Below are 13,560 nucleotides of genomic sequence, written 5' to 3' on the forward strand. Positions count from 1 at the left end.
TACGTATGGAAGTGATCAACCGCTTCGTTTGTCGCGGCCGCGCTGCTTTGCCTCCTTCATCAACACCTTCCACTTCCCGCGCTCTGCAATCCGCTCCAGCGCCGTCTGCTCCGCCCTTCTCACCTCGCGCAAGAGCTTGCGGTAGTTCTGCAGCCGGTCCGCATCCACCACGCCGCGCACCGCGCATCCCGGCTCGCTTTCATGGCGGCAATCGCGAAACTGGCATCCCTCCGCCAGCGCGGCGATGTCGTTGAACGACATCCCGAGTTCCTCCTCGTCCGCATCCGGCTGCCAGGCGCGCAGCCCTGGCGTGTCGATGATGCAGGCGCCGCCAGGACAGCGGTGCAGCGAGCGCGAGGTCGTCGTGTGACGTCCGCGGTCGTCGCCATGCCGGGTGCCGCCGGTGGCCTGAGCGGCGCCGGTCAGCGCATTGGTGAGGGTCGACTTGCCCACGCCCGAGGAGCCCAGCAGCACCAGGGTCTGCCCTCTTCCCAGCCAGGGCGCCAGCACGCCGGTGTCCATCTGTTCGGAAGGAATCAGCTGCAGCAGCGGGACGTCTTCCGGAATGCGCTGGCGCAACTGGGCGATCCGTTCCTCCACCTCAGTACCGATGTCGGGTTTGGTCAGCACCATGACGGGTTCCACCCCGCTCGCCCGCACCACGGCGATGTAGCGCTCCATGCGGCGCGGATTGAAGTCGTTATCGAGGCCCATCAGCAGCAAGGCAGTGTCGACGTTGCTGGTCAGGACTTGCCGGCCGGACGGCGTGCGCCGCGCCAGCTGGGTGATGGCCTCGAGGCTGAGGTCGATCCAGTATTCGCCCAGACTGTGGGTGACCAGTACCCAGTCGCCCACGACGGGTTGGCTGGCGTTCACGAAGCGCGCGCTGCGGGCAGGAAACGCTTCGCGGCCATCGTCCAGCATCATAACGTCGCGCTGGACGGAGGTGACGCGGGCGAGGCGGTGTTGCGGCAGTGCCGCCGCGAGTTGTGAAACGAAATGCTGCTTGAAACCGATCCCGTGGAGGGTCGGAAAATCGATGTCGATCATGACGATGTGTGTTCCATTCGAATAACGCAACAGGCGTGCGCAGGCAGCCGCGGCAATGGCGGCAGGGTCAGGGAATGGAAGGTCGGCGCACTAATGCGCCTGGATCATCGTCGTGACGAAGGGTGCGCTAGGGGACCGACCGGAGGGCGGTATCAGGCTGGTTCATTTGGCGTCTCCTCGGATCGGTTGAAAGGACTTGTAGTCTGGCAGCAGGATGTCGCAGCGTCAAGGTGAGCGAAGCCGTTGCGGCTTTTGCGCTATGCTGGATGCCCCCTTTCCGACTACGAGAATGTTTCCGTGACACCGACCAATCCTTCCGTCCTGCCCTCGCGCGAATACGCCGCCTTCCTGTTCGACATGGACGGCACTATTCTGACCTCGATCAAGTCCGCCGAGCGGGTGTGGAGCGCCTGGGCAACGCGGCACGGGCTCGATCCGGTGAGCTTCGTACCGACCGTGCACGGCAAGCGTACGGAAGACACGATTCGTGCTATCGGCCTGCCCGGTGTCGACCCGGTAGCCGAGGCGCTGGGCATCGCGCTGGCCGAGATCGAGGACGTGGGCGACATCGAGGAAATTGCCGGCGTCGGCCGCTTCCTGGCCAGCCTGCCGACCGACCGCTGGGCTATCGTAACTTCCGCGTCGCGCGCATTGGCAACGGCGCGCATCGCAGCCGCCGGCCTGCCCCTGCCGCCGCTGCTGGTGTCGGCCGACGACGTCAAGCGCGGCAAGCCGAATCCGGATCCCTTCCTGCTGGGTGCGCAAAAGCTTGGGGTTTCTCCGCAGGATTGCCTGGTGTTCGAGGACACGACAATCGGCCTCGCTGCGGCTGAAGCAGCGGGCATGGACAGCATCGTCGTGACGGCCACGCATGCGCATCCGATCGAAACGCGCTCGGCCCCGGTGGCGGACTATCTCGACCTGGTTGCCGTGCGTACAGAAGGTGGGCTATTGAAAGTGCAGCGCAAGATCGGGCACTGAAGGCAGGCGCCTTGTACTGACCCGGACGATACCCACATGACAGGTATCGACATACACCATGGAGGTGCGCATGCACCGCTATCGCAACACGAGTGGCGAATCCGGCGTGATTGCCTACGAGATCGACAAGGACTCGATCACCATCCAGTTCACCGGCGGTGACCGCTATCTCTACACCGAGCGTAGCGCTGGCGCCGAGAACATTGCCAGGATGCAGGAACTGGCCCGTGAGGGCCGCGGGCTGTCGACCTTCGTCAGCCAGCACATCCGCAGCCGCTATGCGCGCAAGCTGAACTAAGCAAGATCAGTCGCGCGGCGGATAAGGCGTACCGTCTTTGTGCGAATACGAATCGGTGGCGCCATCGTAGTGCAGGTCGATGTCCGGGTAGGTCGCCGTATCCTGCTCGATGCGCGAACCGACGCACAGGAATACGCCCGGACCCCAGCTGCGGTTGATCAAATGGTGGCCGTTTGGCTTTCCGCCCGGGAAGGTCGCGCAGTCGCCTGCGCGCATCAGCGTTTCCCCTTCGTCAGTAATCAGTACTAATTCTCCTGACACCACCATCACGAACTCATCCTCGTGCGAGTGCCAGTGGCGCTGCGACGAGGCCGCGCCCGGCTGCAGTTCGACCAGGTTGACGCCGAACTGGGTCAGGCCGCCGGCATCGCCAAGGGCCTGCTTCGTGCGTCCATCCACCAGCTCGGCGAACTGCTCGGGGTAGCGGGTGCCACCCACCACGGGAATGCTGCTCAGATCCAGTCTCGACATGCGTAAGTCTCCAAGGAAATTATCGGAGACGGCGATGCCGTTTCCGTGCGGCTAGCCGCGTTTCTGTACCAGTGTCAGGATATCGTAACTCGCCACGAGTTCGTCGTTTTGATTCGTCACCTGGACATCCCACGCCACCACGCCCTGGCCGCGGCCCTGCTCGTCCGTGCGGTTGCGGTCGACCTTGCGCTTGCAGGTCAGGCGCGCGCGGATGGTGTCGCCGATCGCGACCGGCGCCACGAAGCGCAGGTTGTCGAGGCCATAGTTGGCCAGCACCGGGCCCGGCGCCGGCGAGACGAACAGGCCCGCCGCCGCTGACAGCACGAAGTAGCCGTGCGCGATGCGCTTGCCGAACTGGGTGTCCTTGGCCGCGATCTCGTCGAAGTGCATGTAGAAGTAGTCGCCCGAGACGCCGCCGAAGTTGACGATGTCCGCTTCGCTCACGGTGCGGCGGTGGGTCAGCAGCGAGTGGCCCACTTCCAGGTCTTCGAACCAGCGGCGGAACGGGTGGATATCCGTTTCCTTGACCGCGCCGCCACGCACGTATTCGCCGGTGACGGCAGTCAGCATGGTCGGCGAACCCTGTACCGCGGCGCGCTGCAGGAAGTGTTTCACGGCGCGGATGCCGCCCAGCTCTTCGCCGCCACCGGCGCGGCCCGGGCCGCCGTGCTTCAGCTGCGGCAGCGGCGAGCCGTGGCCGGTGGAGTCGACCGCCGATTCACGCTCGAGAATGTGGACGCGCCCGTGCGAGGCGGCGGCGATCGGCACCGCGTGGGCGGCGATGGCCGGGTCCCTGGTCACCAGCGTGGTCACCAGGCTGCCCTTGCCGCGCGCTGCCAGGTGCAGGGCTTCGTCGATGTCGCGGTAGGTCATCATCGTGCTGACCGGGCCGAAGGCTTCGATGTCATGCACGGCATCGTTGACCATCGCGTTGCGGCACAGAAGCAGGGTCGGCGCGAAGAAGGCGCCGTTGGCACAGCCGTCGCCGACCGGATTGAAGCCGTCGCGGGCGCTGAACAAGACTTCGTTGCCGCGCGCGAGCATCTCGACGCGTTCGCTCACGTCGCGGTGCTGGTCCATCGAGGCCAGCGCCCCCATGCGCACGCCTTCGACCTTCGGGTTGCCGACGGTGATCTTCGCCAGGCGCTCGCGCAGGCGCGCGCCCACGGCCTCGGCATGCTGCTCGGGCACGATGACGCGGCGGATCGCGGTGCACTTCTGGCCGGCCTTGCCGGTCATCTCGCGCGCGACTTCCTTCACGAACAGGTCGAACTCGGGGTCGTCGGGCGTGACGTCCGGCGCCAGGATGGCGCAGTTCAGCGAGTCCGCTTCGGCGGTGAACGGTACCGCTTCGCGAATCAGGTTCTGGTTCGCCTTCAGCTTGGCGGCGGTGTCGGCCGAGCCGGTGAAGGTGACGGCATCGAAACCACCCAGGCGGTCGAGCAGGTCGCCGGTGCTGCCGATGACGAGCTGCAGCGCGCCTTCCGGCACCAGGCCGGAATCCATCATCATCTTGACGGTGGCGTGGGTCAGGTAACTGGTGGCGGTGGCCGGCTTGACGATGCAGGGCATCGCGGCCAGGAAGCTCGGCGCGAATTTTTCCAGCATGCCCCAGATCGGGAAGTTGAAGGCATTGATGTGCACCGCCAGACCGCCCTTCGGCACCAGGATGTGGGTGCCGGCAAAGCCGCCACGCTTGCCCAGCGCCATGGCCGGGCCTTCGTGCAGCACGTTCGACGAAGGCAGCTCGCGCGAACCCATGCTGGCGTAGGCGAACAGGGTGCCGATGCCGCCTTCGACGTCGACCCAGCTGTCCGGGCGGGTGGCGCCGGTCAGGTGCGAGATCTCGTACAGCTCTTCCTTGCGCTCCATCATGTACAGGGCCAGGGCCTTCAGGCGCTGGGCGCGCTTCTGGAAGTCCAGCCCCATCAGCGCCGGGACGCCGGTCTTGCGGGCATAGGTGACGGCTTCGTCGAAGTCGATCTTCTCGGCATGGGTGTGGAAGATCAGTTCGTTGTTCAGCGCGCTGTGCAGCGGGGTATGCGCCTCAGCGCCGTGCCAACGGCCGGCGATCAGGCTTTGCAGGGTTGCGATGTTGCCCATGTTCTTGTCTCCGTTCAGTTATCTCTTCAGGTCTCTCTTCAGGAATCCGCAGCCGACGATTCCCCGCACCGCCTACCAACGTCATCCCGGCGAAGGCCGGGATCCAAGTTCGTCGAGCTCTGTTACCGCATCCGCGAAGCGCTATCCGTCCGCACACAGAATTGGGTACCGGCCTTCGCCGGTACGACGGGCTAGGGGTGCAATCACACTCTCGGTTTGTGCCGGCCTTCCGGATCGAACTCGATGCCCTTCCGGTCCGGTTCCACTTCCGTCAGCGCTTCGACCTCGCGCATCGTCTGCAGCGAACGCACATTCAGCTCATGATACTGGCGCGTGCCGAAACTCTTCCATTTCACGTCTTCGTCCGTGAGTTCACGCATGATCCTGGCCGGCGTGCCCATCACCATGCTGCGCGGCGGGATGATCATCCCCGCCTTCACGAAGCTCATCGCCGCGACGATCGATTCTTCTCCGACCACGGCCTTGTCCATCACGACCGCGTTCATGCCCACCATGGCGTTGCGCTTGATGCGGCAGCCGTGCAGCACCGCCCCATGACCGATGTGGCCATCGACTTCGACCACGGTGTCCTCTCCGGGAAAGCCATGCATCACGCAGGTATCCTGCAGGTTGGCGCCCTCTTCCAGGATCAGGCGGCCGAAGTCGCCGCGCATCGAGGCCAGCGGGCCGATGTAGCAGCGCGGGCCGACGATCACGTCGCCGATCAGGACCGCGCTCGGGTGCACGTAGGCCGAGGGATGCACCACCGGCCGCACGCCGTTGATCTCGTACACCTTGACCATGCTTATACCCGCTCGACGATCAGCGCGATACCCTGGCCGACGCCGATGCACATGGTGCACAGGGCGTAGCGGCCCTTGATGCGGTGCAGCTGGTTGACGGCAGTGGTGACCAGTCGCGCACCGGACGCGCCCAGCGGGTGGCCGAGGGCGATCGCGCCGCCGTTCGGGTTCACGTGCGCCGCGTCGTCCGGCAGGCCGAGGTCGCGCATCACGGCCAGGCCCTGGGCGGCGAAGGCTTCGTTCAGTTCGATAACGTCCATCTGGTCCAGGCGCAGGCCGGTCTGCAGCAGCAGCTTCTTCACGGCCGGCGACGGCCCGAAGCCCATGATGCGCGGCGCCAGGCCGGCCGTGGCCATGCCGATCACACGGGCGCGCGGGGTCAGGCCGTTGCGCACGGCCGTGGTTTCCGAGGCCAGCAGCAATGCGCAGGCGCCGTCGTTCAGGCTCGATGCGTTACCGGCGCTGACCGTCCCGTCGGGCAGCACCACGCCCTTCAGCTTGGCCAGGGCTTCGATGCTGGTGTCCGCACGTGGCTGCTCGTCGGTGTCGAACACGCGCGAGTCTCCCTTCTTTCCGTGAATGGTCACGGGGACGATCTCGTCTTTGAAGAAGCCTTCGGCATGGGCACGGGCCCAGCGCTGCTGGCTGCGCAGCGCGAATGCATCCTGGTCCGCGCGCTTGATGTTGAATTCCACCGCCACGTTCTCGGCCGTCTCCGGCATCGAGTCGATGCCGTACTTCGCTTTCATGAGCGGGTTAACGAAACGCCAGCCGAGCGTGGTGTCTTCGATTTTCGCCGCACGCGAGAAGGCGCTGTCGGCCTTGGCCATCACGAACGGTGCGCGGGTCATGCTCTCGACGCCGCCGGCGATGATCAGGTTCGCTTCGCCGGCGCGGATCGCGCGTGCGGCGGTACCGACAGCGTCCATGCCGGAACCGCACAGGCGGTTGATGGTATTGGCCGGCACTTCCGGCGGCAGCCCGGCCAGCAGCGCGGCCATGCGGCCGACGTTGCGGTTGTCTTCGCCGGCCTGGTTGGCGCAGCCGTAGAACAGGTCGTCCACGGCGCCCCAGTCCACGTCCTTGTTGCGGGCGATCAGTGCGGCGATGGGCAGTGCGCCCAGGTCGTCGGCGCGCACGCTCGACAGCGAGCCGCCGTAGCGGCCGAAGGGGGTGCGGATCGCGTCGCAGATGAAGGCGTCAGTCATGTTGTCTCCTCAGTATTCAGTTTTTTGGGCGCTTGTCGACCACGCGCCGGGCCTTGCCGGTCAGCGTGCGCTCGATCCCGCCGGGCGGGTTCAAGGTCACGCGCGTGGTGACGCCCACATGGGTCTTGATGTTGTGCTGGAGCTCGCGGCAGAGCAGGTCCACGTCGTTTGGGGACAGCGCGCCGTCGCGCAGTTCGCCCAGCACTTCCAGCGTGTCGAGATGACCGTCGCGCGCCACCACCAGCTGGTATTGCGGCGCCAGCGCCGGCATCTTCAGGACGATCTCTTCGATCTGGCTCGGGAACACGTTCACGCCGCGGATGATCAGCATGTCGTCCGAGCGGCCCGTGATGCGGCCCATGCGACGCATCGAGCGCGAGGTCGGCGGCAGCAAACGGGTCAGGTCGCGCGTGCGGTAGCGGATGATCGGCAGCGCTTCCTTGCTGAGCGAAGTGAACACCAGCTCGCCCTCCTCGCCGTCCGGCAGGACTGCCCCGGTGTCGGGGTCGATGATCTCGGGGTAGAAATGGTCTTCCCAGATCACCGGGCCATCCTTGCTCTCGATGCACTCGCTTGCCACGCCCGGTCCCATCACTTCGGAGAGACCATAGATGTCGACCGCGTCGATGCCGGCGCGGGTTTCGATCTCGCGGCGCATGGCGTCGGTCCAGGGCTCGGCGCCGAAAATGCCAACCTTCAGCGAGGACGTCGCCGGGTCGATCCCCTGGCGCGTGAACTCCTCGACGATGTTCAGCATGTAGGAAGGCGTGACCATGATGATCGAGGGCTTGAAGTCCTGGATCAGCTGGACCTGCTTCTCGGTCTGGCCGCCGGACATCGGGATCACCGTGCAGCCGAGCTTCTCGGCGCCATAGTGCGCGCCCAGGCCGCCGGTGAACAGGCCGTAGCCGTAGGAGATGTGCACCATGTCGCCGGGACGGCCGCCGGCGGCGCGGATCGAGCGTGCGACCACACCGGCCCAGGTGTCGATATCGCGCCGGGTGTAACCGACCACGGTCGCCTTGCCGGTGGTGCCGCTCGAGGCGTGGATGCGCACCACCTGCTCGCGCGGCACGGCAAACAGGCCGAAGGGGTAGTTGTCGCGCAGGGTCTTCTTGTCGGTGAAGGGGAACTTCGCCAGGTCACTCAGGGACTTCAGGTCTTCCGGATGCACGCCGGCGGCGTCGAACGCGGCGCGGTAGTGCGGCACGTTCTCGTAGGCGTGGTGCAGCGACCACTTCAGGCGCTCCAGTTGCAGGGCCTGCAGTTCGTCGCGGCTGGCGCGTTCGATCGGCTCCAGTTCGCCCGGGGCTGGTGTGCGTTGTACCATCTCGACCTCCTATCGTCTTGCTGAAAGCTTTACTGCCCGACCTCGGCCACCATGCCGCTCACGCGGTGCGACTTCCCGCGGAACAGCGCCACCGTGCGCCCTTCCTGGTTGCTCACCTTGATATCGTAGACGCCGGTTTTACCCTGCAGCGCCTGCTCCACCGCTTCCGCCACCAGCACGTCGCCTTCGCGTCCGGGCGCCAGGTAGTCGATGGTGCAGCCGGCGCCCACCGTATTGAAGTTGTGCGAATTACAGGCAAAGGCAAAGGCGCTGTCGGCCAGCATGAAGATGTAGCCGCCATGGCAGGTCGCGTGCCCGTTGAGCATGTCGCCGCGCACCCGCATCGACATGCGCGCGTAGCCGGGACGGATCTCGTCCAGCGTCATGCCCAGCGCCTGGCTGGCCGGATCGCGTTCGTACATGGTCTTCCCGGCCAGCTCGGCCAGCGCCTGCGGATCGCTATGCATGGAACGTCGCTCCGTGCGGATTGGCCGCGATCTTCCGGCGCAGCAGCGGCGACACCCGATAGCGGTCTTCGCCATAGCTCGTCGCGAGGTTGGCCAGCACGGCGACGATGTGCTCCAGGCCGACGCTGTCGGCCCAGGCCAGCGGACCGCGCGGGTAGTTGACGCCCTTTTGCATTGCGATATCGACGGCGCTAGCGCTGCATACGCCCTGGTTGACCGCGTCAGCCGCTTCGTTGGCCAGCATGGCAACGGTGCGCATCACGGCCATGCCGGGCACATCGTCCAGGCGGGTGACGGCAAAGCCGGCGGCCTGGAACATGCCGACGACCGCGTTGTAGGCATCCATGCTGCACTGGTCGGCACGGGCCAGCGCAATGCGGGTGGCGCCGGCGGCGTCCAGCAACAGGTCGTAGACGACGGTGTCGTCGTGCCAGGCTTCAGCCGCGCGCTCGGTCGCCGTACGGCCATCGGTCAGGTAAACGGCAGCGCCCCCGCACAGGAAGCCGGGGGTGGCATCCAGGGTTTCCTCGCGCGCCATGTCGAAGCCGGCCGCGGCGATGCGCGCGGCCAGGGGTGCGAGCTGCCCGGATTCGCTGCCGATGAGCGCGACCGATGCGGGACGCGGCTGCGGGCTTTCCGTCTGCGGCGCAGGCTTCTCGACACCCTCGCCGTAGCGATAGAAGCCGCGGCCGGTCTTGCGGCCCAGGAAGCCGGCGTTGACCAGTTCCTGCTGCAGGATCGAGGGGGTGAAGCGCGGATCGCCGAAGTAGGCGTTGTAGACCGAGTTCGTCACCGAGAAGTTGACGTCATGGCCGATCAGGTCCATCAGCTCGAAGGGACCCATGCGAAAGCCCCCGCAGTCGCGCAGCACGGCATCGATGGTGGCCGGTTCTGCCGCCTGCTCCAGCAGCAGGCGCAGCGCTTCGGCGTAGTACGGACGGGCGACGCGGTTGACGATGAAGCCTGGCGTCGACTTCGCGTGCACCGGGTTCTTGCCCCAGGCTTCGGCGGTGGCGTAGACCGTGTCGGCGACTTCCTTGCTGGTTGCGATGCCACTGATGACTTCGACCAGCGCCATCAGGGGCACCGGATTGAAGAAGTGCATGCCGACCAGGCGTTCCGGATGGCGCAGGGGCGCGGCGATCGCGGTGACCGAGATCGACGAGGTGTTGGTGGCCAGGATGCAGTCCTCATCGACGATGCCTTCCAGTTCGGTGAACAGGGCGCGCTTGGCATCCAGGTTCTCGACGATGGCTTCGACCACCAGCGCGGCGCCTGCCGCTTCCTGCAGCGACGCGATGCGCTTGAGGCGCGCGCGTGCCTCGTCGGCAGCGGTGGCGTCCATGCGGCCCTTTTCGACCAGCTTGGCGTAGGTCTTGCCGATCTCCGTGATGGCCTTGTCGGCTGCTTCGGTGCGCGTATCGAACAGCAGCACCTGGTGGCCGGCGCTGGCCGCGACCTGGGCGATGCCCGAGCCCATGGCGCCGCTGCCGACGACCGCGACGACGCTGCCCTTGTCCAGTGCCGCCATCTTATTCTCCCTTGAAGTGCGCCGGGCGCTTGGCGATGAAGGCGGCGACGCCTTCGCGGTAGTCGTGGCTGTAGCCCAGCTCGCGCATCATCTCGCCTTCCAGCTTCAGCTGCTCCGGCAGCGTGTTGGCCCAGCTGGCCTGCAGGGCTTTCTTGGTGAAGGCGAGACCCTTGGTCGGGGCGGCGGCGAAGTGCTCGGCCATGGCCATGGCCTGGTCCATCAGGGCTTCGTCCGGGACGCAGGCCCAGATCAGGCCCCACTGCTCGGCCTTCTCGGCGCTGAGCTTATCTCCCAGCATGGCCAGGCCCGTCGCGCGTGCGTGGCCGATCAGGCGCGGCAGGTGCCAGGTACCGCCGGTGTCCGGGATCAGGCCCAGCTTGCAGAAGGCTTCGATGAAGCTGGCCGATTTCGCGGCCAGCACGATGTCGCAGGCCAGGGCCAGGTTGGCGCCGGCGCCGGCGGCCACGCCGTTGACCGCGCAGATGACGGGCATCGGCAGTGACTTCAGGGTCATGACCAGGGGCGCGTAGAACTTCTCGACGGACTCGCCCAGGTCGACGCCCGGGGCGCCCGGTTCGACGGCGCGGTCAGACAGGTCCTGGCCCGCGCAGAAGCCGCGGCCGGCGCCGGTCAGCACCAGCACGCGCACGGATTTGTCGGCTTGCAGCTTATCCAGGGCGTCGCGCACCTCGAGGTGCATGGCCTGGGTGAAGCTGTTCAGGCGATCGGGGCGGTTCAGCGTCAGGAGGGCGATGCCCTTGTCGATCTTGAACTGGATGGATTCGTAGGTCATGGGTGTCTCCGTTTTTTATTGTTGTCCGTTGAGTCGTCGTCCCGGCGCAGGCCGGGACCCAAGTTCGTTGCTGAGCCGCGAAAGTCAAATTGGGTTCCGGCCTACGCCGGAAGTCGTAGGCGCCAGTGGCGCGTACGACGGTTTTGCGTGCGGTGGTGCTAACAGCGTTGCGCTCGTGCCTATTCGGCGATGTCGAAGTCAACGACCACCCTGTCGGTAATCGGGAAGCTCTGGCAACTCAGCACAAACCCGCGCGCCACCTCGTAGTCTTCGAGCGCGTAGTTCACATCCATCTCCACCTGCCCGTCGAGCACCTTGCAGCGGCAGGTCGAGCACACGCCGCCCTTGCACGAGTAGCGCATGTCGATGCCGGCGCGCAGGCCGGCGTCGAGAATGGACTCCTTATCTTTGTCCATCGTGAAGCTGGCCGCGTTGCCGTCCATGATGACGGTGACTTCGGTCTGGTGCTGCTGTCCCACTTCCACCTTGCGCGGCTTGTGCTCGTGCTTGGGGATGCTGGCGGCGAACAGCTCGATGCGGATCTTTTCCTTTGCCAGGCCGGCCGCCTGCAGCGAACGCGAGACGCCGTGCATCATGTCTTCCGGACCGCAGATGAAAGCGACGTCAATATCCCTGATGTCGATCCAGTGCTTGAGGAAGTGACCGCACTTTTCTTCCGTAATGCGGCCGTTGAACAGTTCGATGTCCTGCTGCTCGCGGCTCATCACATACACCAGCTTGAGCCGGTCCATGTAGGTGTCCTTGAGTTCGCTCAGTTCGTCGCGGAAGATCACGCTCGACGAGGCGCGGTTGCCGTACACGATGGTGAAGCGGCTCTTCGGCTCGGCCTTGAGCGTAGTCTTCACGATCGACAGGATCGGCGTGATGCCGCTACCGGCCGCAAACGCCAGGTAATGACGTTCGCTCGTCGGATCGAGCGGCACGTTGAAGTGCCCCATCGGCGGCATCACTTCCAGCGTGGCGCCTGGCTTCAAGGCTTCATTGGCCCAGGTCGAGAACAGGCCGCCGCCGACCCGCTTGATCGCCACGCGCAGGCTCTCGTCCTGCACCGCCGAGCAGATTGAATACGAACGGCGCACGTCCTCGCCGTCGATCATCGCGCGCAAGGTCAGATGTTGGCCCTGCTGGTAGGCGAACTGCGGTTTCAGTTCCGGCGGCACGTCGAAGGTGACGGCGATGGCGTCGCGGGTTTCGTGCTTCACCTTCGCCACGGTCAGTGGATAGAATTTGCTCATCTTAGTGACACTTGAAGTAGTCGAAAGGCTCGCGGCAGTCGAGGCACTTGTACAGCGCCTTGCACGGGGTCGAGCCGAATTCGCTGGTCAGTTGGGTATGGGGCGAGCCGCAGTGCGGGCAAGAGACTTCCGGCGCGGCGCGGCGGCGGATGCCGGCGTGCAGGCCGCTGATGTCGATCGCCTGCTGCACGGGCGGCGCGATGCCGTAGCCCTTGAGGGCAGCCTTGCCGGTCTCGCTCATCCAGTCGGTGGTCCAGGCAGGCGCCAGGCGAGTGAGGATGCGGACGTCTTCCAGGCCGTGCGACAGCAAGGCTTCTTTCACCGCATCGGCAATGACCTGCATTGCGGGACAGCCCGAGTACGTGGGCGTGATCGTCACCACGCAGGCGTCGCCGTCAAAGGCGACGCCACGGATGATGCCGAGGTCCACCACCGAGATGACCGGGATCTCCGGATCGGCGACCTCGCCGAGCCAGCTCCAGACCTGCTCAAGGCTGACGCCCACGGTGCTCATTACCACTGCGCTCCCGGATAGGCGCGCTGCAGGAACTGCATCTCGGCCAGGATGTAGCCGAGGCGCTCGCTATGCCGGCCCTGCTTGCCGCCGCGCTGCATGTACGCTTCTGGCGACGGCATGGTGAGGGTCGCCTCAGCGAATACTTCGGCCATGTGGTCGAGGCACATCTGGCGCAGCGGCTCGATGGCCGGCGCCACGCCCTGCTCCACCATCGCATTGTCGACCGCGTCATAGATGAACATCTCGCCGCTGTACATCCACAACTCGTCCAGTGCGGTCTGCATCTTCGCGTGGCTGACGTCGGTGCCGTCGCCCAGGCGCACCACCAGGTCGCCCGAGCGGCGCAGGTGGTAAGTGACTTCCTTGATCGACTTCTGCGCGATCTCGGCGATGCGCGCATAGGTGGAGCGGGTCAGGCCGTCTATCAGGAAGTAGTGCCAGGTATCGAACAGGAACTGGCGCACCATGACCTCGGCGTAGCTGCCGTTCGGCTGCTCCACCAGCAGGCAGTTGCGGTAGTCGTGGGCGTCGCGGTGGAAGGCCAGTCGGTCTTCGTCGCGGCCCTTGCCTTCCAGCTCGCCGGCATAGGTCAGCCACATGCGGGTCTGGCCCAGCAGGTCGAGGGCGACGTTCGACAGCGCCATGTCTTCTTCCAGGGCCGGGCCCTTGCCGCACAGCTGGCACAGCTGCTGCGACAGGATCAGGGCGTTGTCGCCCTGGCGCAGCAGGTATTCAATCTTGGCATCCACGGC

Annotated in this window: 14 protein-coding genes; 2 read left to right on the top strand and 12 right to left on the bottom strand. The window is 65.8% G+C overall.

All coding sequences use genetic code 11. The features are described 5' to 3' along the window. Window positions 1–15: 15 nt before the first annotated feature. Window positions 16–1,080, bottom strand: a complete 1,065-nt coding sequence (rsgA, locus tag LK539_RS14775; protein ID WP_227801768.1) for a ribosome small subunit-dependent GTPase A — start codon at window positions 1,078–1,080, stop codon at window positions 16–18. Window positions 1,081–1,347: 267 nt separating this feature from the next. Here rsgA and LK539_RS14780 point away from each other — a divergent pair, with 267 nt between their 5' ends. Both LK539_RS14780 and LK539_RS14785 read left to right on the top strand, forming a co-directional pair. Next, the gene (locus tag LK539_RS14780) at window positions 1,348–2,031 is read left to right on the top strand and encodes an HAD-IA family hydrolase (protein ID WP_227801769.1); all 684 of its coding nucleotides are present in this window, start codon (window positions 1,348–1,350) and stop codon (window positions 2,029–2,031) included. A gap of 70 nt (window positions 2,032–2,101) precedes the next feature. Then, window positions 2,102–2,329: a hypothetical protein gene (locus tag LK539_RS14785; protein ID WP_227801770.1), complete on the top strand. Its 228-nt coding sequence runs from the start codon at window positions 2,102–2,104 to the stop codon at window positions 2,327–2,329. Between the two features lie 6 nt (window positions 2,330–2,335). Here LK539_RS14785 and LK539_RS14790 read toward each other — a convergent pair whose 3' ends face one another. The 11 genes from LK539_RS14790 to paaC form a co-directional block, all read right to left on the bottom strand. Beyond that, window positions 2,336–2,800 carry a cupin domain-containing protein gene (locus LK539_RS14790; RefSeq protein ID WP_227801771.1) on the bottom strand — a complete coding sequence of 155 codons (465 nt, stop codon included), beginning with the start codon at window positions 2,798–2,800 and terminating at the stop codon, window positions 2,336–2,338. 51 nt (window positions 2,801–2,851) lie between these two features. Further along, on the bottom strand, window positions 2,852–4,903 hold the full coding sequence (paaZ, locus tag LK539_RS14795; RefSeq protein WP_227801772.1) for a phenylacetic acid degradation bifunctional protein PaaZ: 2,052 nt from the start codon (window positions 4,901–4,903) through the stop codon (window positions 2,852–2,854). A gap of 203 nt (window positions 4,904–5,106) precedes the next feature. Continuing rightward, a complete protein-coding gene (paaY, locus tag LK539_RS14800) occupies window positions 5,107–5,706 on the bottom strand; it encodes a phenylacetic acid degradation protein PaaY (protein ID WP_227801773.1) in 600 nt (199 codons plus the stop codon). 2 nt (window positions 5,707–5,708) lie between these two features. Continuing rightward, entirely contained in the window at window positions 5,709–6,914 is a 1,206-nt protein-coding gene (gene pcaF / locus LK539_RS14805) for a 3-oxoadipyl-CoA thiolase (RefSeq protein WP_227801774.1), read from the bottom strand. 16 nt (window positions 6,915–6,930) lie between these two features. After that, entirely contained in the window at window positions 6,931–8,244 is a 1,314-nt protein-coding gene (paaK, locus tag LK539_RS14810) for a phenylacetate--CoA ligase PaaK (protein ID WP_227801776.1), read from the bottom strand. A 29-nt stretch (window positions 8,245–8,273) separates the two neighbouring features. Further along, the gene (gene paaI / locus LK539_RS14815; RefSeq protein WP_227801777.1) at window positions 8,274–8,711 is read right to left on the bottom strand and encodes a hydroxyphenylacetyl-CoA thioesterase PaaI; all 438 of its coding nucleotides are present in this window, start codon (window positions 8,709–8,711) and stop codon (window positions 8,274–8,276) included. Further along, window positions 8,704–10,242 (bottom strand): 3-hydroxyacyl-CoA dehydrogenase PaaH, encoded by a 1,539-nt coding sequence (gene paaH, locus LK539_RS14820; RefSeq protein ID WP_227801778.1) that lies wholly within the window; start codon window positions 10,240–10,242, stop codon window positions 8,704–8,706. Before paaH ends, paaI begins: the two co-directional genes overlap by 8 nt. A gap of 1 nt (window position 10,243) precedes the next feature. Then, entirely contained in the window at window positions 10,244–11,035 is a 792-nt protein-coding gene (paaG, locus tag LK539_RS14825; protein WP_227801779.1) for a 2-(1,2-epoxy-1,2-dihydrophenyl)acetyl-CoA isomerase PaaG, read from the bottom strand. Window positions 11,036–11,214: 179 nt separating this feature from the next. Beyond that, entirely contained in the window at window positions 11,215–12,291 is a 1,077-nt protein-coding gene (gene paaE, locus LK539_RS14830) for a 1,2-phenylacetyl-CoA epoxidase subunit PaaE (protein ID WP_227801780.1), read from the bottom strand. Window position 12,292: 1 nt separating this feature from the next. Continuing rightward, window positions 12,293–12,805, bottom strand: a complete 513-nt coding sequence (gene paaD / locus LK539_RS14835) for a 1,2-phenylacetyl-CoA epoxidase subunit PaaD (RefSeq protein ID WP_227801781.1) — start codon at window positions 12,803–12,805, stop codon at window positions 12,293–12,295. Next, on the bottom strand, window positions 12,805–13,557 hold the full coding sequence (gene paaC / locus LK539_RS14840; RefSeq protein ID WP_227801782.1) for a 1,2-phenylacetyl-CoA epoxidase subunit PaaC: 753 nt from the start codon (window positions 13,555–13,557) through the stop codon (window positions 12,805–12,807). The genes paaD and paaC overlap by 1 nt, the downstream gene beginning before the upstream one ends. Window positions 13,558–13,560: the final 3 nt, after the last annotated feature.

It is taken from the genome of Massilia sp. IC2-476 (assembly GCF_020707295.1).
GTDB lineage: Bacteria > Pseudomonadota > Gammaproteobacteria > Burkholderiales > Burkholderiaceae_D > Telluria.

Excerpts from the sequence above, each read along its gene's own strand:
- LK539_RS14785 (WP_227801770.1), top strand. The coding sequence starts at position 2,102 with ATGCACCGCTATCGCAACACGAGTGGCGAATCCGGCGTGATTGCCTAC.
- LK539_RS14790 (WP_227801771.1), bottom strand. The coding sequence starts at position 2,800 with ATGTCGAGACTGGATCTGAGCAGCATTCCCGTGGTGGGTGGCACCCGC.
- paaZ (WP_227801772.1), bottom strand. The coding sequence starts at position 4,903 with ATGGGCAACATCGCAACCCTGCAAAGCCTGATCGCCGGCCGTTGGCAC.
- paaY (WP_227801773.1), bottom strand. The coding sequence starts at position 5,706 with ATGGTCAAGGTGTACGAGATCAACGGCGTGCGGCCGGTGGTGCATCCC.
- pcaF (WP_227801774.1), bottom strand. The coding sequence starts at position 6,914 with ATGACTGACGCCTTCATCTGCGACGCGATCCGCACCCCCTTCGGCCGC.
- paaK (WP_227801776.1), bottom strand. The coding sequence starts at position 8,244 with ATGGTACAACGCACACCAGCCCCGGGCGAACTGGAGCCGATCGAACGC.
- paaI (WP_227801777.1), bottom strand. The coding sequence starts at position 8,711 with ATGCATAGCGATCCGCAGGCGCTGGCCGAGCTGGCCGGGAAGACCATG.
- paaH (WP_227801778.1), bottom strand. The coding sequence starts at position 10,242 with ATGGCGGCACTGGACAAGGGCAGCGTCGTCGCGGTCGTCGGCAGCGGC.
- paaG (WP_227801779.1), bottom strand. The coding sequence starts at position 11,035 with ATGACCTACGAATCCATCCAGTTCAAGATCGACAAGGGCATCGCCCTC.
- paaE (WP_227801780.1), bottom strand. The coding sequence starts at position 12,291 with ATGAGCAAATTCTATCCACTGACCGTGGCGAAGGTGAAGCACGAAACC.
- paaD (WP_227801781.1), bottom strand. The coding sequence starts at position 12,805 with ATGAGCACCGTGGGCGTCAGCCTTGAGCAGGTCTGGAGCTGGCTCGGC.